Genomic DNA, 16,810 nt, shown 5'->3' on the forward strand with positions numbered 1-16,810 from the left:
CATATGGATTTACGAGAGCATCCATGAACAAACCAGAACGCATCTACCTCGCCGGCCCGGAAGTCTTCTTTCCCGCAAGGGAACACCAGGCCATCGTCGCCGAAAAAAAGCGACTGCTTCAGGAGCACGGGTTCGAGGGCATAGACCCACTCGACACAGAGCTGGAATTTTCAGACCGCGAGGCGAAACTCAGGCGCGGACACCGGATCTATCGTGCCAACCGCGACCTGATGGACAGCTGTGATGCCATCATCGCCAACCTGACCCCCTTCCGCGGCATCAGCGCAGACCCGGGCACCGTTTTTGAGGTGGGCTATATGACCGGGCAGGGCAAACCCGCCTTCGGGTTTACCCTCGACAACCGTTACTATCGGGAACGGGCCGGCGCCACGGAAGTGGATGAGCTGGGCCATATCGTTGAGGACTTTGAGATGCGAGACAACCTGATGATCGAAGGCGGCATACACGGTTCCGGTGGCCAGCTATTTGTAGCGGAGCAAGCAGGCGAACACCAGTTCTTCTCGGCAGAACTGTTCCAACGCTGCGTGCGAGCACTGACCCATGTCTGAACAAACCCCACTACAAACCCTGTTCGACACCCTCCCCCAAACCGGCCGGGTGGAATGGATCGGGATCCGCCCCGCCCGTGGTGAAGCCATGGAAGCGCTCGACAGCGTCGCGGTCACACCCGGCAAAGGCCTGGATGGCGACCGATTCAAAGGCCGCGAAACCAGCAAACGACAGGTAACACTGATCCAGCAAGAACACCTGCACGCTATCGCCTCCTGCCTGAACCGGGACGCCATCGCCCCTGAGGTTTTCCGGCGCAACATCGTCGTGTCTGGCCTTAACCTGCTGGCTCTGAAAGGAAAGCAGTTCCGAATCGGCAATGTGGTGCTGGAATACACCGGCCTTTGCCACCCCTGCAGCAAAATGGAAACCGCACTTGGGCCCGGCGGCTACAACGCCATGCGTGGCCATGGTGGAATAACGACGCGGGTGGTTGAAGGGGGTGACATTGGCCGTGGGGACGACGTTCAGGCCTGCCTGTAAGCTGCGCAGAGGCAGCGCAGGTTAATAAAGAAAGAACAAAAAGCAGGCAACCCCGAAAAGAAGCACACCAACATGGACAGCCAGGTACTTCGGAGTCGTTGGGGTGGGTTTGCGGGGGAGACCGAAGTAGTCCTCACCAAACAGCCCCACGCCGCAATCCTCGCAGTAGTTTCTTGAGTAAGAAAGCCTCAGTTCAGCGGGCTCGAACTTTTTCCGACAACTGTAACAACTGGGCTTAAACATCCGGGGGCTCCGTACAAACCGACGCCATGTATTGTATTCTCTGGACCCGAATTCAAGAAGTGCTGCCGAGGTACAAAGGACGATGGCTATGGTTATTTGCGGGGTTGAACTGACTGGCAGCGACGCAGTGGTGTGTTTGCTGAATAGGGACAGGGGGCAGTTCAACCTGCCGGAGTGCAAGGTGCGCAAGCTGTCACTGCCGAAGAACCATAGCCGGGAAGATCTGCAGCAATTCCAGGCAGCCTTTGCGGAGTTAATGGCCGAGCACGGCGTCACCCATGTCGCGATCAAGGAGCGCATGCCCAAAGGCAAATTTGCCGGAGGAGCCATCAGCTTCAAGATGGAAGCGGCCATTCAACTGATCACCGGGACCGAATTGACAGTAACCACCCTGCCACCGGCGCTGATCAAGTCCACCCTGGCATCTAACCCGCTGCCCGTTGCGTTTGCCGACACGGGTTTGAAGGCCTTTCAGGAAGCGGCCTTCACCGCCGCCTATGTGGGGCACCTGCAAAGCTGATGACTGAGAGCCCCATCGACGTGAAAAAAGCCAACCCTACAAACTCCGCTTGAAATCCTGCTCCAGCAACGACAGTTGCGCGTCGTGCCAGCGGGACAGAAACACCACCGAAAAGGCAGCGCCGATCAAAGCCATGAACATATCTGACTGTGTGTCCCAGACATATCCCTGAGTTCCGAGGAATGCCTCCGCAGCCTCATCCGACATCAGCGCCACCCACCATTCGATTAGCTCGTAGAAGGCACTGAAGGCCAGTGCAACGGAAACCACAAACAACACCAGCCAACCACCTCGGTGTAACACTTTGCGACGCAAAAGAATTTCCCGGGCAATCAGCGCCGGCACCAGCCCCTGGAAAAAATGTCCCAGCTTGTCGTAGTTGTTCCGATCACTGCCAAACAACCCATCAAACAGCGGTACCTCGGCGTAAGTATAGTGCCCGCCGACAAACAGAATCACACAGTGGGCCAGTATCAGTGTGTAGAGCAACGGGGTAAGCGGGAATCGCCGATACGTGGCCAACAGGATCAGACCACCGACGATTCCGGGCGATACCTCCAGGAGCCAGGTCAGTTGATCTTTAGGGTCAATGCCGGACCAGATCAGCACACTTCCAAAAACCAGCGTCCAACAAAGGACCCATGGATTCATCAAATGCCAAGCCCCCGTTAAAGTAACCGCCTTAAAGCCCGAAAGGATAGGTATCGGGCACTCCGCGCAACGTTTCCGTCGCCTGTCGTGCAGGCTCGTGTCCAGCAAGTCTCACCCACCCTCAACCATCGAGCGCTGACGTGCCGTCGATCTCAGTCACCGTTTTGGCATCCGCCCGCTCAATGATTTTCACGAGGGCGGACTGAATGGTTTCATCTTCCCGAGCGTCATCGCCACTCAAAAACGTTTGTTTCTGGGGCTCCTCGCTCTCTTCCCCGGTAAATGAAATAACAACCTGGGTGGCCAAAGCCGGCTCTTTACCAAAGTATTCGAGCGACACCAACGGATAGCCATGAAAGCCCTTCTTGACCTGCTTTACGATACGCTTCTTTGCTTTATCCAAATTCATATCAGGGCCTGTTGATGTGATTGTTATCCGGGTGTCCCCGACGGGCTTGGTTACCTCTATCCTGGACCGGCGTTGCTGAACCTTCAAGCGGGCCGCGAGTCAGAACAGATTACTTACCAGCGGTCTGACCCGACTCCCCTATCGTATTAATAGAGGTGTATAAAAGCCGGGCACCGGTAGTGTGCCTACATTAATGCTTGATAGCTCCGTCGAACCGGGCGTAAGAAAAAGGTTGTCTCATGAAATACGAACACGCCATCGTAAAAATGGAAGGAGACGTCGCCACCCTGCTCTGTAACGGCTGCGGCATCTTTATCGCAGAGGGCGCCAAACACGAGGACCGGGAGCACTACTGCACGATGTGTATGAGCGGCAATTGCAAAGCGAAATTCAAGAAAGGGGGCTAAAATGCCGCTGAATGTCCCTTACTGGGCTACCTTATGCAGGTTCTGACTTTCGCTGGCCTTACCCCTCGTCAAGAGCACACTTCGTAGGCTCGTTGTTTGGAAACCAGAATCTCCTCACATTCAGGACTAGTGCAGCTCAGGGTCTGCTTAAGCTCGTGCTCTGAGTACTTCCGAGTCAAAAGATCGATCATCCTTAAAGCTGTGTCGTAGTATCGACATTTTTCAGTTTCATGATTGATAACTTGAGCCAATTGCTCCTTCGCCTCACTGGCTTCGTTTTGCGCCTCGACCATCGCTTCTTCGTATCTATCTACTCGACCTTCCATTTCCTCAATAACTTGATTGTTGTTTTGAACCCGAGAGATCTTCAACTGTTCCTGGTTATACTTGACAGGAAAAACCGATTGTTGAACCCGGGTAAGCGGGCCAATGTCCGTCTGCCAAAAGCCGTCCCAATTCCAAAGAAGCACGAAAACCAACACGAAAAGAAAAATAAAATTAAACACACTTGCCAAGAATCCGCCATCCTGATCATCTGAGACTTTATTATCTACTTCAGTCACGTGTAAAAACTCCTTTAATTAGACACGTCGTCTTTTGCTACGAAAGTTGCGAGGCGGCAATATTCTTGATTTGCCAATAGAATTGCAAGCCGAAAATAACCTACGGCGCCTTCAACTCCCGATAACTCTCGCAGGCCCTATCCCGTTCCCGCGCTATCCTGGGATCGCTATTACCCATAGCTGAAACTGTTGCCCCATTGCAGGCTCGCCGGGCCTCCTCCAACCCAGAGAGCGTTTGTGCGGAGCCGACCCTGGCAACAATAGGCTTGAACGACACCGCAGCATTGCAATACATATTCTGGATATTCACCTTCCGCCAGCCGTCTGACCCAGACTGCTTCAATTCTGAACACAACCCATTAAAGAGCCGGGAGGCCTTCACAGTGCACTCGGAGAATCGACCAATATTTTGTCGATGGTTCGCACAGACACTTTGCGGACGAACTCGCCATAGCTGATGCTGATAAGACACCGTGACACCCTCGTACTCGATAACAACGGGGGTAACATCAAGGTTTCTGGTTTCATTGAAGTGATTGGATACCGTGGTCTGCACAGTGTTCAGGTAGGCGGAAAAAACCAAAGTCACTGGGTCCAAGATTGTATACTCCGAAAATAATCCAGGTTTGGAAAAACCGACAAAGACCGCGACAAATCAAAGCCCAATTGCTGGCGTAAAGTCATCGCCTCCGGAGCCACAAGCAGCCAACCCAGTGCTCCCAAATTAGCCAGCACTGCCAGCCAGAAAACAAACTGATAGCTGCCCTTTCGCGTCTTGTGCCGAAAAGCCTGCTGGGCCAGCAGCGCTCCGGGCCAGCCACAACAAAGCTCAAACAGGTGGAGCGTGTTCTCCGCGATGCGTTGGGCGCCCCGCTGTGCCGCCTGCTTATCAATCCAGTACATGACAACCAACACGAAGCTAACACCACCGTAGGCAGCCAGGATCGAGACCGGTAAGTAACCTCGGTGTAACAGCCCCGTCAGAATGCTGAAAAACACCAGCACAACAGCAGCGGCGAGCCAGAATCCTGGGGCTATGCTGGCGCCAACTTTCGCTGCGCCGACATATTGAAAGCGCCCTGCTCTCAACCTGCCCTGATCGTCCTTCGTGATGCTATAGTTCACTTTGCGATCGGAAGCCGGTCGCCCTCGGCCCGCATAACTACTGATGTGCGCAAAGACCCGTTCACCACCATCCTCAGGAGTGATAAAGCCAAACCCTTTGGCGTCATTCCAAGCTGTGAGAGATCCTTTCTGATTCACTGAAATTTCCGACCCGAGCGATGAATTGGCGCGACCTTACGTGTAGCAACAGCCTCCTTCAAATGACGGATGTGCGCTCTATCAGTAGAAAACGAATCCTTTAGACGACCGGCTGCCACCTTTTTCCGAACTTCATCCACTTGAGCGCGGCTCAGCACCAATTCCCTGTGGGCCTTAACATAACGGACGTATCCCAACCCCTCAGTCACATTCTCCGGCATGGGCGTTTTGAACGTGCTGTCCCCCACGAACACCACCACCGACCGCATTTGGTGATCGCCCAACCCTACCAGTGTCTGAAGTGTCTTCACGTGCTTATAGTTCTGATGCAGCGGGTTCTGAAATCTGTGATTGGACCGGTAAATCTTCTGAGTCCAGAAGCGCTGTTGAGGGCCGCCGAAAATCCAGCCCTTCATGTTTTTCGTCTCGACAACGAAGACCCCAAATTCCGAAACCAGAACATGGTCAATCTGAGTAGTCCCGTCTTCCGTCGGGAGGGTAACGTTCTTGATAAGGTGGTAGCGGGATTGATCCAGGAACCACTTTGCAGAGAAGTTGACCAGAAATTCGCCAAATTTGCCTTTGAACCAGGGCGACCGGATCACGGCCACCATGAGTGCGAGGGGCAACAGATACCAGAAGTTGGCAATCAGGTTATGAACCAGGCTCAAATCCATTTCTCAGACATCCTTGTTTTACTTCTTTCAAACAGTTCGGTCTGAACGATAAATCAGTCTTAGGTTCAGTGCCTTAGGAGTTTTGTAACTTCTGTCGAAGGAATGCCAAGCCATCATTGCCGATCAAACCGGCAGCTCCACAATCTCACCAACCACACCATCTTCACTTACCTGCAGGCGCCCCACCGTGATCGGCAGAGTAAACCGCCGGGGCCCGGCGCCGCCTGGATTGAAATAGAGCACATCGCCAATCCATTCATTGCGGGACTTGTGGGAATGGCCGGCGATGACCACGCCGTAGCGGCCTTGCGGATCGAAGTCCAGGGTTTTGACGTCATGGAGCATGTAGAACGCGTGGCCGAGAAATTCCAGGCTCTGAACATCGCGTAGCGTCGCTGCACGGCCTGTTTTGTCGATATTGCCGCGAATCGCAATCACCGGCGCGATCGTCTCCAGCGCCTCCAGAACCTCGTCGCGCCCAACGTCACCGGCATGAAGGATGACGTCCGAGCCCTTCAATACATCAAGGGCTTCAGGACGCATTTTGCTGTGGGTGTCTGCGATCACTCCGATTTGCATGCTTACGCCCCTTCTAATCCGCTAATGACGCCCACCCAGCCAGCGCGCGTGGCCATGCCGATAAGCGTTGCTAATGACTCCGGAGAAGCGGAACAGTTTACCCAGGTAACAGCTTTTCAGCCCCCTCCTGGCCGTTGGGATCTGCACCTGTTTAAGGCGGAGAAACCGACGGTCCGGCTTTTCAGGGTTTCCATACCCTTCATAGTTCTAAAAATGCCATTCGGCCAGTCTTGCGATTCCGACTTCATCCCGGTTAACTACGGGTACAAAAAACTCAGCGATCTCATCAAGGCCAGTGAGTTATTTGAGATCAGCATGCGGGATAAGAATGTTGTGTATATTAAGAGTTGGTAGAAAACGACACTAATAACCAAGAGAAGACACTATTGATCAACAACAAACAGAGTAGGCCTCGCGACCCGGTCACGATGACATCCCCAATGGGCTTTACCCTGATTGAGCTTGTCATTGTGATTGTCATTGTCGGTATTCTCGCCGCCTTTGCCTTGCCACGCTTTGCAGACCTCGGCTCTGACGCCCGTGTTGCCACCCTTGAAGCCCTTGAAGGCGCCATGCGTTCAGCGGCGGGCACAGCACACTCTCTCGCAATCGTTGAGAACAAACTCGACTGCCCGACAAACCATACTGTGGAAATGGGAGGTGAGACAGTCACTATGCGCTGCGGTTACCCCTGCCCCCACCCCAATGGCATCGGCAAAGCCGTCGACGCTACAGGCAACTATACATTCGTCGGCGGAAACTGCGGCGGGGTGCTGGGCGCAGTCGATGTGCGCATTACCGACGCGCCAGAGCCTGCCAATTGCAAGATCCGTTACACGTCGGCTCGACAGGACAGGCAGCCTGCTATCGCCTTGACCACAAGCGGTTGCTGATTGTCGGGGAAGTGGGCGGCACGCTCATTCTTGGTGCCGGGGCGATGATGGGTATTTGGCAGGGATGAAGCTGAGTGACGCAATACGTTCCGCGACAGGTAATTGGAAGCCGTCATCGGCGGGCACATCAAAATTGATGTGCCCAACTTTCAGTCAGTCGGCCGGTTCATGATTTTTGAGCCAACAACTCCTCTCGTACCTCATTTGCCGCATCTAGCCACGCATTAAAACCACCATTTTTTCTGGTCGCAAACAAGTGAATGAATGTCTGAATCCACATTGGCACTGCACCTATACCAAGAAGGATTGTCCACGTTGCATTACCTTGCGCTAGTAGATATGCCAGCAAAGCCGTCATAAAGATGTTGAGTACTAAAATTGCTTTGAAGAAAAAAGAGCCCCTTCCGCCCTTCTTATGTTTCGCAATAAGCTCATCCAGTGCATTGACTTTTTCATCTTCAGGAATAATCTGAAGAGCACCTTTTATATTTATCCGACTCTGGGTTTTATTCATATTAAGACCTAGCTCACTTAAAAATTTAAAACTAAAAGTTCAGAGAGAAGGGAAGGGCCGTGAAGAATTTCGTCTTTTCCCTGAGTTTTCCCGATCGCTCCATCGATGCCTCATCAGCCTGAGGCGCACGAGAAAAAGATCATCGATAGTATGCTTATCCGGGTCAACCGGATCAGCCTGAACGAAGACAAAAAAATGGTAAATTTGTGTTAAATGAACAATTTATAAACAGCACAGAGAGAAATGACAGTGAATTTGTCCAACGATGCCTACTTCAGGTAGAAACACGCCACCCGATGCTATCCCGTCTCAGGCCATTGCTCTATTTCTGGTACTGACCTTCGCCATCGCCTGGGGAATCCTGACTGCATTTATCTTTCTCCCGGAAACCATGGTTGCCATTGCGATCGTCGGGCTGAACCGCAGGACCATGTTTACTCGTGAATACAGCATTACCGAAGTCGTTCCCGCAGGCCGGGCCGCCAGCTAAACCGCGCACAAAACCGATCCGTCGCGACCCCGGAGATTCAAAATGAAAAAGTACCTCGCCCTGCCCGTCTTGTTCATTGCATTACCCTGCTATGCGCAACCCGCCCCTAAGGAGGGTGTCAGTGGTGAAATCTCATTAAATGCGGGGATTATCTCTTCAACATCCAACTTTAATGTCGAGGGTGACGCAACCATCAACTCACTTGATAACAAGGCAAAAAGTGAGTCCGAGGGCCTGATAGCGCCACTCGGCAACGTTGCCTATACCTTTGGCGAGACACTGGGGCAGCAGATCTATTTTGGCACCGCACGGGAAGACATTGCGGTCGGTACACTGGCCGTTCAGCTTGGTTATAAGCATCAACTCGGCTCAGGCACAGAAGTGGACGTTTCCTTTTTACCAACGGTGATATCCGGGGAAACCTGGCAGAATCCCTATCAGCTCAATACCGCCCGAAAAGAGACAGACGTGACAGGCAATGCCTACCGGCTGCAGCTGAATAGCATCTCCGGATCCAGCTTCAGTCTGGATCTCGCCTATGCAGCCTCAGAGGTCGCGGACGATCTCAACGCCGGCACGGATCTGGCCCGCGATGCCGACAGCCACTATGGCAAGGCGGGACTACGACAGTGCAAGCACACTGTTCAATAAAAAGCGCTCGGATGACGAGATCAGCCTGTTTGCCGGCTATGGCGACACCCAATCCAACCTGGCTTTCTATGATGAGTCTTCCTATCTGTTTGCCGTTGGCCTTAACTACAAGTTCTGAACAGACCGGTCAGGCCGCTTTCCTGTTCCACCAGAGAACCAGAAGAAAGGCTGGGCCCCCGATCAGAAACCACAACAGGTTTGGATAAGCCCACACCGACCCATCTGAAAACATCACCGGATAACATCCTCAACCGGTCGCCGGAGAGAACGCGGCATCTGCGGGCCGCGACCAATTCGCACGATAAGGTCCGGGCGCCGGCCACCAATGCCAATGGAGTGGGCAAAGTCAGGGCGCAGTTTCGCCACCTCCACCGGCTGGTTAATAAACGCCGTGCATAGCCCCATAACGGTAGCCTGAAGAGCCAGGCGCTGGTAACACCGGCCGGCCTCAATCCAGTGGGGAATGTCATCGGCCTCCGAATACAGAACGGCAATCGCGGAAGAGCTGTGGATATGCCGAAGATCTTTTTTGTTCTGATTCCTGGCAGAAAACGAGCCCTTCATCGCCAGCAATCCCAGCCAACGGGGGACGGCTGGATTGCCCATCACGGGTCCGTAAAGCCCATCGCCGGAAAGCACTGCCTCCTTGCCGTTAAACCGGACCCAGGCTTTAAGTTCACGAGCCCACTCAGGGTCGGCAAACTGGGCATCGTTGCCCTTAGCGACATAGTATTCGACCAGGTCTTTTTGATCAGCGGCGGTCATCAGCATTACCGATACGCCATTACCCTGCCCCGCTGCCTGAAGCTGCTCCAACTCTGCCTTGGTGAGCGGCGCCCCGTCATACTCTGAACGGCTGCACTGGCGCAGAGGAATCGCCTCGAAAAGAGGAGACCGCTCGGCCGCCGCCTCTTTAAAATCAATCATCAGCCCGGATGTCGATGCATCGAATTGACAGCGCCCCTCTAACCCGGCGGCTTGCGCTGCCAGCAGCAAATTCTCGGTGGCGCACCCCAGGCTGGCGTACAGGTGGTGATCATCCGGGTCCACCGCTGGGCAACGCCTGGACAGATCAGGCAGAACCCGTATCCGGTCGGGTTCAAGCTCGAATATCCAGGGCTGGGTATTATGACTGGACGCCGCGAGAGTGGCGTAACGCACCAGCTCCCGAAAGTCCTGTGGTAAGACGCCAGGCGCACCGTGGCACCAGGTTTCACTGACCATGTCCGTATAGTTCATAGCGCCTCCTGAGTCGGCTCAATGAAGTATAGGCTGTGAACTTGAATTAAACATTTTGGCATTTTCGCTCGGAGATCCCTCAGATCTGGTATTTTGAGGAAAGGGCAACGTCTAATTGCTGCAACACCGCAGATAAGATGAGCTTACGGAAGGCGACCGGAGATAGACATGGCGACACCCCCTAACGGCCCTGGTAATTCAAAGCAGCCAGAGAAAAATCCACAACCGTTAATACCCAAACAGTATTCCTTTCTCTGGTTCAGCGCAGCCATATTTCTAATGGTGCTCTGGCTACAGGATGACGGCCAAACCCGTCTTCAGGAGCTGGCCTATTCAGATTTTAAAACCGCCGTCGTGAACGGCCAGGTATCACAGGTTACCCTTAAAGAAGAAGAGATTACCGGCCAATTCACCGATAGCGGGAATGCGGCATTCAGTTCTGATTCCACATCACAGAAAAGCGCGGAATCGTTTCATACCATACGGCCGCCAATGGAAGACCCTTCTCTGCTGAATCTTCTGGAGGAGCATCAGATAACCATCAGGGCAGCACCGTCCGGCCTGCCCTGGTGGCAGGAACTGATTCGCAGCTTTCTACCCTGGCTCCTCTTCCTTGCGTTGATGTTCTGGTTCTGGGGCGCTGCCCAGCAACGGTTGACCCAGGGCGGAAACCCGCTCAGCTTCAGTCGCTCCAAAGCCCGCAGAGCCCGCAAGGAGACCTCTACAACCACCCTTGACGATGTCGCCGGCATCGAATCGGCCAAACGGGAAATCGCCGAGATTATCGACTTCCTCAAGGCTCCTGAAAAGTACCGCGCCCTCGGTGCCAGCATGCCCAAAGGCGTGCTGCTTGTGGGGCCACCGGGCACCGGCAAGACCCTGCTTGCCAGAGCCATCGCCGGCGAGGCGGAGGTGCCTTTCTACAGCATCAGCGCGTCCGAATTTATCGAGATGTTTGTGGGTGTGGGTGCAGCGCGGGTACGGGATATGTTTCAGGAAGCCAGAAAAGACGGACCGGCACTGATCTTCATCGACGAACTGGACGCCATCGGCCGCTCACGTGGCGCCGGCCTGGGCGGCGGCCACGATGAACGTGAACAGACCCTGAACCAGATACTGACCGAGATGGATGGTTTCGAATCCCACGAAAATATACTGGTTCTGGCCGCCACCAACCGGCCCGATGTTCTTGATAGCGCCCTTCTTCGACCGGGACGGTTCGACCGCAAGATTACCCTGGACCGCCCCCATAAAGACGCCCGAGCCGCGATACTGAAGGTTCACATTCGCAAAGTGCCATTGGCACCGGACGTTGATCTGGAACAGATAGCCGCGCTGACCATTGGCTTCTCAGGCGCAGACCTGAAAAATCTGGTCAACGAGGCAGCACTGACAGCAGCCCGGGAAAACCTCCATGAGGTCACAAGCCACTGCTTTGAGGTCGCCCGTGACCGGATCATTCTGGGCGAAGTAAGCGATGCCCATCTCTCACCCGAAGAGCGAACAGCCGTGGCCTACCATGAATGTGGCCACGCCATCATGGCCTACTACCTGCCCAATGCCGACCCGCTTACCAGGCTGACGATCATTCCACACGGCATGGCCATGGGTATGACAGAGCAGACCCCACGGGAAGACCACGTCACCTACAAGGAGAGCTACCTGAGGGATCGCATCAAAGTCATGCTCGGCGGACGCTGTGCAGAGAAACTGATCTACGGCGAAGTCAGTACTGGCGCCCAAAACGATCTGAAAGAAGCAACAGCACTGGTTCGTCGCATGATTGGCCAGTGGGGCATGAGCGAAAAGATTGGCCCTCTTGGCCTCAACATCGGCGAAGAACACGTTTTCCTTGGCCGGGAAATGGGCATGCCCAGAGAGTTCAGCGAAAAAATGGCCGAGATGATCGACGCAGAAATACAGGCACAGCTATTATCGATGGAAAAACAGACCCTGGACTTTCTAACCGAACACCGCGATCAGCTTGAAACCCTGGCTAAAGCGGTGCTGGAAGAGGAGACACTCTCGGCTGAAGACGTCAAAGGGATTCTCCTGAAGGAGTAGGCCTACCGAATGCCCTTCGACTGCAACCACTGGCTGATCTGGGCCTTGTTCATGGCACCGCTCTGGCGGGCGATTTCCCGGCCCTTCTGGAAAAGAATCAGCGTGGGAATACTGCGGATGCCAAACTGGCCAGACGGCCCCGGCGCCTGTTCGGTATTGAGCTTGGCAAAGCGGACCTTGCCCTGCCATTCCTTTGCCGCCTGCTCATACTGGGGCGCCATCGCCTTACACGGGCCGCACCAACTGGCCCAGAAGTCCACCAGCACAGGAACATCACTGCGCCCGGTATGCGCAGCAAAGGTCTGCTCTGTCAGCTCCAGCAGCTGGTCGGGCCACAGCGCTTGCTTACATGCACCGCAGTTTCCACCGGCGGAAAGCTTGTCCGCCGGTACCCGGTTCACTTTGTGGCAATGGGGACACACCAGGTGTCGAATATCGGTCATTAACAATCTGCCTTTGAGTGTTTAATAGGTTGAATAATCAGGGCAGACTAAAAGAAATCAAGCGGGAGTTACCTCACATGACACAACAACCCCCGGTCATACTCATAACGGGCGGCGCCCAGGGCATCGGCAAGGGTATTGCCGCCCATTTCCTGGGCAAGGGCTGGCGAGTGGTAATCCTGGACCAGGATGCAGACGCCATCAGCGCCTGCAGAAAGGATTTCGGCAACCCGGACGACCTGCTGCTGATCACCACGGATGTATCCCGCGAGTCGGACGTCGCCTCGGCTGTAGAAGAGGCCGCGCGATGGGGCCAGGGATTGGATGCTCTGGTCAATAATGCCGGGATCGCCGATCCACACACTGGCCCCATAGAAATGCTTGAACTGGATCAGTGGCAACGGCGCATCGACGTCAACCTGACCGGCGCCTTTTTATTGGCAAAGCACACGATACCGCACCTGCGCCAACGCCGGGGCAGCATCGTCAACATGGCCTCTACCCGGGCCTTGCAGTCCGAGCCCAACAGCGAGGCGTATGCGGCAACCAAGGGCGGCCTGCTCGCCCTGACCCACGCACTGGCCATGAGCCTGGGGCCCGACGTGCGGGCCAACAGCATCAGCCCGGGCTGGATAGATGTCAGTGCCTGGCAGGCCGATGCGCCCTCTGAACCGCAGCCCCTGTCTGCTACTGATCATGAGCAACACCCCAGTGGACGTGTCGGCAAACCCGAGGACGTGGCGGCCATGGTGGCCTATCTGGTCTCGCCGGACGCCCAATTTGTGACGGGTCAGAACTTCGTGATTGATGGCGGCATGACCCGCAAAATGATTTACGAAGACTAGGCGCGGCAGAGAAATCAGACTGCAATCCGATAACCTTTGAAATAAGTGAGCCCATCGAGGATAAAAGAGCATCAGCGCCGTGCTTCTAAAGCCTCTAAAAAATAGCAAGATTAAATCTATCCGATTGTCGCCGAGAATGTTGTTTATTTTTTAACCAACGTCTATAAATTATATAGTTGTATCCTGCAAGCATCTATCAGCGCAGGTCACACCTACGAACAACAAGGCAGGCAAGGAGACGAAACATGCAATCGGAAGCAGCACTTCTACGAGGCCGGAATGACCCCGGTCTCGAAAACCCCACCCGCAGAAGCCTTCTGCTTGGCAGCGCCGGAGCCATGGCCGCAGTGAGCCTGCTGGGTTTCACACCTCTCGCGAAAGGCGACGAGCCCAAATCATTGCCCGATTACGCCGCCTGGAAAGAGCGCAATGCCCTGATCGTGCATAGCGCCAACACTATGGAGACCAAAAGAGGTGCCATCGGCAACGGCGTCATCACAGCCAGTGATCGCCTCTTTGTTCGCAACAACCTGCCCGCACCTCCGGAGTCGGTAACCGAAAATCCGGATGTCTGGGAAGTTAACATCGAGGGCGTCAAAAATCCCAGAACCCTTACCGTCGGGGAACTGAAAAAGATGGGCGTTACCACCACGGCCTCTGTGCTCCAGTGCTCCGGAAACGGCCGAGCCTTTTTCCCCCATGGAGCAAGCGGCACCCAGTGGTCGGTTGGTGCTGCCGGTTGCGTTATGTGGACGGGCGTTCCCCTGAAAGATGTTGTGGAAGCCCTGGGCGGAGCCGTAGCGGGTGCGAAGTACATCACCAGCACGGGCGGCGAAACCCTGCCTGACGGGCTTGACCCCAAAACGGTCGTGGTCGAGCGATCGGTACCGACCAGAGCACTGGAAACGGCGATGCTGGCGTGGGAAATGAACGACGAGCCCCTCAGCAATACCCATGGCGGCCCCCTGCGCATGGTGGTACCGGGCTACTACGGCGTTAACAACGTCAAGTATGTGAAGAACATTGCCTTCACCGAGAATCAGACCGATGCCAAGATCCAGGCCTCGGGTTACCGCATCCGGGATGTGGGGGTGAAAGGCGCCCCGGATCAGCCCTCAATGTGGGAGATGAACGTCAAATCCTGGGTGACCGCGCCTCTGGAAACCGGCAGCAGTGGCCGGAACATGATTTACGGCGTCGCCTTTGGCGGCACAGTAGCACTCGAAAAGGTGGATGTTTCAGTTGATGGCGGTAAAACCTGGAAGCAGGCCCGGTTCCTGGGGCCGGACCTTGGCCCCCACGCCTGGCGACCATTTGTCATGGCAGCGAACCTGCAACCCGGCGAACATCGTATTGTCAGCCGGGCGACGGACGTTGAAGGCAACAGCCAGCCTGAAGGCCGGACCGATAATGAGCGTGGCTATGGCCACAATGGCTGGAAAGACCACGGCGTGACCGTAGCAATCAGCTGATACCCAGCGGGGCCGCCCGGGGACAGGGCAGCCCCGCCCAGCATCTTCAGAGAGCCGTAGTATGAGACTGATTGCAGTAGTGTTTGTTGCCCCCCTGTTCGGCTTATCGCTTCTGGCCCAGGCCAGCGAAACCGACAAGGGAAAAAAGGTATTCACCCAGGAAGCACAGCCTGCCTGTAGCGTGTGTCATACCCTTGCAGACGCTGGATCCACCGGCGCCATCGGTCCGAACCTGGATGAACTGAAACCATCCAGGGAAACCGTGGTCAACGCGGTTACCGGCGGCGTTGGCGTTATGCCGGCCTTTGACGAATCCCTGTCAGCAGAGCAGATCCAGGCGGTGGCGGCTTACGTTGCCAGGGTCACCGGCGGAGATAAATAAAGAAAACAATAAGGTCAAACGCCTTATCCGCCAACCACCTTAATGACCCGCTCCAGCATCGGGTCCTTGCCTTCCTCGCGCCCTTTTAGGCCAAGGTACTTGAGACGGATGTGTGGCGGGATGCCTACGTCTTCGTATATCTCACCGTCGTAGGCCCGGTAGATTTCATTGGACAAGGTCAGGTGCCAGCCATTTGGCAGATGGCGTTCCAGCGTGTCGGAAAGGATGCCCTGGGTAGGCTCGCCAATAAGGGTGAGACGGGGGTGCTGCAGCAAGGAGAGCACGAAGATTTCTGCCGCACTGGCCGTAAGCTCGCTGGTCAGTACAAACAGGTTGCCCTGGTAAGTTTCATCGGCAGGCGTGACATAGACAGACTGCTTTCCGGTGAATCCCTTGCCATGACGCGCTGACTTGGTGAAAGCCAGCCGTTTGCGATCCATCAGGTAGGCTGCAAAGCGCAGTGCGACACCGTCGTACCCCCCACCATTATTGCGAAGATCGATCACCAGATTGGGCAGCTCGCCAACATCTGCCAGCACCCGCTTCATCACATTGTCGACTGCATTGAGATCCGCAGCCGGCTTTCCTGACTTGCCACTTTGCCCGGCCATGGCACGGATGTTCAGGTAACCGATGAGGTCATTAAGCCGCCCCCACTCCACCAGCCGGTTGCCGCCATGGCTAACGGCGCCTGCGAGATATTCCTCATGGATCACGTCACGCGCGGACTCGTTGAGATCGCCCAGGTAGCTGGTGAGCTCGCGGTCATCATTGGCATCTTCAAGTTCCCGTGTCAGCCGCCTGAAGAGCGCCGGCTCGGCACCTGCCCTGTAATGACCCAAGGGTGAATGCAGACGAATATGGCCATCCTTAAGGGGCCGTAGCATCGCAACCATGATGGCAAAGAGCGTTTCTTGTGTTGGGTTCGCGTTAATCTGGGGAAGATAGTTATGATGCGCCTGGTCCCAGGCCACACCCTTGAGTTCAAACAGGGCGTACTGCTCGTGAAAGGTTCGCCAGAAAACGTCAAAGTTGTATTGCGGATCTTTTGCTTTGTGCCTGCGACTTTCAGTGACACTGGCGGGCAAGTCTTTCAGGCGGCGGAAGCCGATGCGTGCCACGCCCGTGACTCGATGGGCACTGAACGCCTGGCCGCCCGGGGACACCGCCAAATCTTCGTAATAGTGATCGAGTTCTTCAATACTGCCCTCATGAATCTTCCGGCAGCTGATGCTGGTTTCTTCAAAAAGGGTGTACCAATCTTCCTCGATCAGCAGCACAGTGCCGTAACCCTGGGAACGCCAGACACCCTGCAGGCTTGCAAAATCAGGGCTCGAAAGAGAACTGTTGCGGCGTTGGGCGGGTTTCATAGAGGACTCCAGATCCATTACTGTTGTTGTCAGACGTCAAGCTACAGTCACACAACCATTGCACCTTTCTTCGCCGCAAAAA

At 55.1% G+C, this 16,810-nt stretch carries 23 protein-coding genes; 13 read left to right on the forward strand and 10 right to left on the reverse strand.

Annotation, left to right across the window (positions count from 1 at the left end; translation table 11 throughout):
* Window positions 1-23: 23 nt before the first annotated feature.
* The 3 genes from FPL19_RS02825 to FPL19_RS02840 all read left to right on the forward strand — a co-directional run bounded on the left by FPL19_RS02825 (window position 24) and on the right by FPL19_RS02840 (window position 1,816).
* On the forward strand, window positions 24-569 hold the full coding sequence (locus FPL19_RS02825) for a nucleoside 2-deoxyribosyltransferase (protein WP_150910412.1): 546 nt from the start codon (window positions 24-26) through the stop codon (window positions 567-569).
* Complete coding sequence (locus tag FPL19_RS02830; RefSeq protein ID WP_150910414.1) at window positions 562-1,053, forward strand: MOSC domain-containing protein; 492 nt, start codon at window positions 562-564, stop codon at window positions 1,051-1,053. Before FPL19_RS02825 ends, FPL19_RS02830 begins: the two co-directional genes overlap by 8 nt.
* Before the next feature lie 331 nt (window positions 1,054-1,384).
* Entirely contained in the window at window positions 1,385-1,816 is a 432-nt protein-coding gene (locus tag FPL19_RS02840) for a DUF3010 family protein (protein ID WP_150912372.1), read from the forward strand.
* Window positions 1,817-1,852: 36 nt separating this feature from the next.
* Here FPL19_RS02840 and FPL19_RS02845 read toward each other — a convergent pair whose 3' ends face one another.
* Both FPL19_RS02845 and FPL19_RS02850 read right to left on the reverse strand, forming a co-directional pair.
* On the reverse strand, window positions 1,853-2,467 hold the full coding sequence (locus FPL19_RS02845; RefSeq protein ID WP_150910418.1) for a DUF2238 domain-containing protein: 615 nt from the start codon (window positions 2,465-2,467) through the stop codon (window positions 1,853-1,855).
* Window positions 2,468-2,588: 121 nt separating this feature from the next.
* Entirely contained in the window at window positions 2,589-2,876 is a 288-nt protein-coding gene (locus FPL19_RS02850) for a hypothetical protein (RefSeq protein WP_150910420.1), read from the reverse strand.
* 239 nt (window positions 2,877-3,115) lie between these two features.
* Between FPL19_RS02850 and FPL19_RS17510 the strand changes: the two genes are divergently transcribed.
* Window positions 3,116-3,283 carry a hypothetical protein gene (locus tag FPL19_RS17510; RefSeq protein ID WP_191965206.1) on the forward strand — a complete coding sequence of 56 codons (168 nt, stop codon included), beginning with the start codon at window positions 3,116-3,118 and terminating at the stop codon, window positions 3,281-3,283.
* Between the two features lie 68 nt (window positions 3,284-3,351).
* Here the strand turns inward: FPL19_RS17510 and FPL19_RS02855 are convergent, their stop codons facing one another.
* The 4 genes from FPL19_RS02855 to FPL19_RS02875 form a co-directional block, all read right to left on the reverse strand.
* Window positions 3,352-3,846 (reverse strand): hypothetical protein, encoded by a 495-nt coding sequence (locus tag FPL19_RS02855; RefSeq protein ID WP_150910422.1) that lies wholly within the window; start codon window positions 3,844-3,846, stop codon window positions 3,352-3,354.
* A gap of 585 nt (window positions 3,847-4,431) precedes the next feature.
* Window positions 4,432-5,109 carry a DUF1294 domain-containing protein gene (locus FPL19_RS02865; RefSeq protein WP_150910426.1) on the reverse strand — a complete coding sequence of 226 codons (678 nt, stop codon included), beginning with the start codon at window positions 5,107-5,109 and terminating at the stop codon, window positions 4,432-4,434.
* Window positions 5,106-5,786 (reverse strand): nuclease-related domain-containing protein, encoded by a 681-nt coding sequence (locus FPL19_RS02870; protein ID WP_150910428.1) that lies wholly within the window; start codon window positions 5,784-5,786, stop codon window positions 5,106-5,108. The genes FPL19_RS02865 and FPL19_RS02870 overlap by 4 nt, the downstream gene beginning before the upstream one ends.
* A gap of 123 nt (window positions 5,787-5,909) precedes the next feature.
* Window positions 5,910-6,365 (reverse strand): metallophosphoesterase family protein, encoded by a 456-nt coding sequence (locus FPL19_RS02875; RefSeq protein ID WP_150910430.1) that lies wholly within the window; start codon window positions 6,363-6,365, stop codon window positions 5,910-5,912.
* A 213-nt stretch (window positions 6,366-6,578) separates the two neighbouring features.
* On the opposite strand from FPL19_RS02875, the gene FPL19_RS02880 reads away from it, so the two are divergent.
* Together FPL19_RS02880 and FPL19_RS17775 are read left to right on the forward strand one after the other, a co-directional pair.
* Entirely contained in the window at window positions 6,579-6,719 is a 141-nt protein-coding gene (locus FPL19_RS02880) for an OST-HTH/LOTUS domain-containing protein (RefSeq protein ID WP_225314368.1), read from the forward strand.
* A gap of 74 nt (window positions 6,720-6,793) precedes the next feature.
* Window positions 6,794-7,258, forward strand: a complete 465-nt coding sequence (locus FPL19_RS17775; RefSeq protein WP_150910432.1) for a prepilin-type N-terminal cleavage/methylation domain-containing protein — start codon at window positions 6,794-6,796, stop codon at window positions 7,256-7,258.
* Between the two features lie 166 nt (window positions 7,259-7,424).
* Here FPL19_RS17775 and FPL19_RS02890 read toward each other — a convergent pair whose 3' ends face one another.
* Window positions 7,425-7,772, reverse strand: a complete 348-nt coding sequence (locus FPL19_RS02890) for a hypothetical protein (protein ID WP_150910433.1) — start codon at window positions 7,770-7,772, stop codon at window positions 7,425-7,427.
* A gap of 265 nt (window positions 7,773-8,037) precedes the next feature.
* Between FPL19_RS02890 and FPL19_RS02895 the strand changes: the two genes are divergently transcribed.
* The 3 genes from FPL19_RS02895 to FPL19_RS17605 are packed head-to-tail and all read left to right on the forward strand — an operon-like array spanning window position 8,038 to window position 9,031.
* Window positions 8,038-8,262, forward strand: a complete 225-nt coding sequence (locus FPL19_RS02895; protein WP_150910435.1) for a hypothetical protein — start codon at window positions 8,038-8,040, stop codon at window positions 8,260-8,262.
* 42 nt (window positions 8,263-8,304) lie between these two features.
* On the forward strand, window positions 8,305-8,913 hold the full coding sequence (locus tag FPL19_RS02900) for a DUF2860 family protein (protein ID WP_225314269.1): 609 nt from the start codon (window positions 8,305-8,307) through the stop codon (window positions 8,911-8,913).
* Window positions 8,855-9,031, forward strand: coding sequence for a DUF2860 family protein (locus tag FPL19_RS17605; RefSeq protein ID WP_225314270.1), 177 nt, complete (start codon window positions 8,855-8,857; stop codon window positions 9,029-9,031). Before FPL19_RS02900 ends, FPL19_RS17605 begins: the two co-directional genes overlap by 59 nt.
* 113 nt (window positions 9,032-9,144) lie before the next feature.
* Here FPL19_RS17605 and FPL19_RS02905 read toward each other — a convergent pair whose 3' ends face one another.
* A complete protein-coding gene (locus FPL19_RS02905) occupies window positions 9,145-10,152 on the reverse strand; it encodes an Acg family FMN-binding oxidoreductase (protein ID WP_225314271.1) in 1,008 nt (335 codons plus the stop codon).
* Between the two features lie 168 nt (window positions 10,153-10,320).
* Here FPL19_RS02905 and ftsH point away from each other — a divergent pair, with 168 nt between their 5' ends.
* Entirely contained in the window at window positions 10,321-12,216 is a 1,896-nt protein-coding gene (gene ftsH, locus FPL19_RS02910) for an ATP-dependent zinc metalloprotease FtsH (protein WP_150910437.1), read from the forward strand.
* Window positions 12,217-12,218: 2 nt separating this feature from the next.
* On the opposite strand, the gene trxC is transcribed toward ftsH, so the two are convergent.
* Entirely contained in the window at window positions 12,219-12,659 is a 441-nt protein-coding gene (trxC, locus tag FPL19_RS02915) for a thioredoxin TrxC (protein WP_150910439.1), read from the reverse strand.
* Window positions 12,660-12,736: 77 nt separating this feature from the next.
* Between trxC and FPL19_RS02920 the strand changes: the two genes are divergently transcribed.
* From FPL19_RS02920 to sorU, 3 genes are all read left to right on the forward strand, one after another.
* On the forward strand, window positions 12,737-13,504 hold the full coding sequence (locus FPL19_RS02920) for an SDR family oxidoreductase (protein WP_150910441.1): 768 nt from the start codon (window positions 12,737-12,739) through the stop codon (window positions 13,502-13,504).
* 245 nt (window positions 13,505-13,749) lie between these two features.
* Entirely contained in the window at window positions 13,750-14,976 is a 1,227-nt protein-coding gene (sorT, locus tag FPL19_RS02925; RefSeq protein ID WP_150910443.1) for a SorT family sulfite dehydrogenase catalytic subunit, read from the forward strand.
* A 61-nt stretch (window positions 14,977-15,037) separates the two neighbouring features.
* On the forward strand, window positions 15,038-15,358 hold the full coding sequence (sorU, locus tag FPL19_RS02930; protein WP_150910445.1) for a SorU family sulfite dehydrogenase c-type cytochrome subunit: 321 nt from the start codon (window positions 15,038-15,040) through the stop codon (window positions 15,356-15,358).
* Between the two features lie 23 nt (window positions 15,359-15,381).
* Here sorU and FPL19_RS02935 read toward each other — a convergent pair whose 3' ends face one another.
* Entirely contained in the window at window positions 15,382-16,728 is a 1,347-nt protein-coding gene (locus FPL19_RS02935; protein WP_191965207.1) for a S41 family peptidase, read from the reverse strand.
* Window positions 16,729-16,810 lie beyond the last annotated feature (82 nt).

Source organism: Marinobacter halotolerans (assembly GCF_008795985.1).
In the GTDB taxonomy this organism is placed as follows: Bacteria; Pseudomonadota; Gammaproteobacteria; order Pseudomonadales; family Oleiphilaceae; genus Marinobacter; species Marinobacter halotolerans.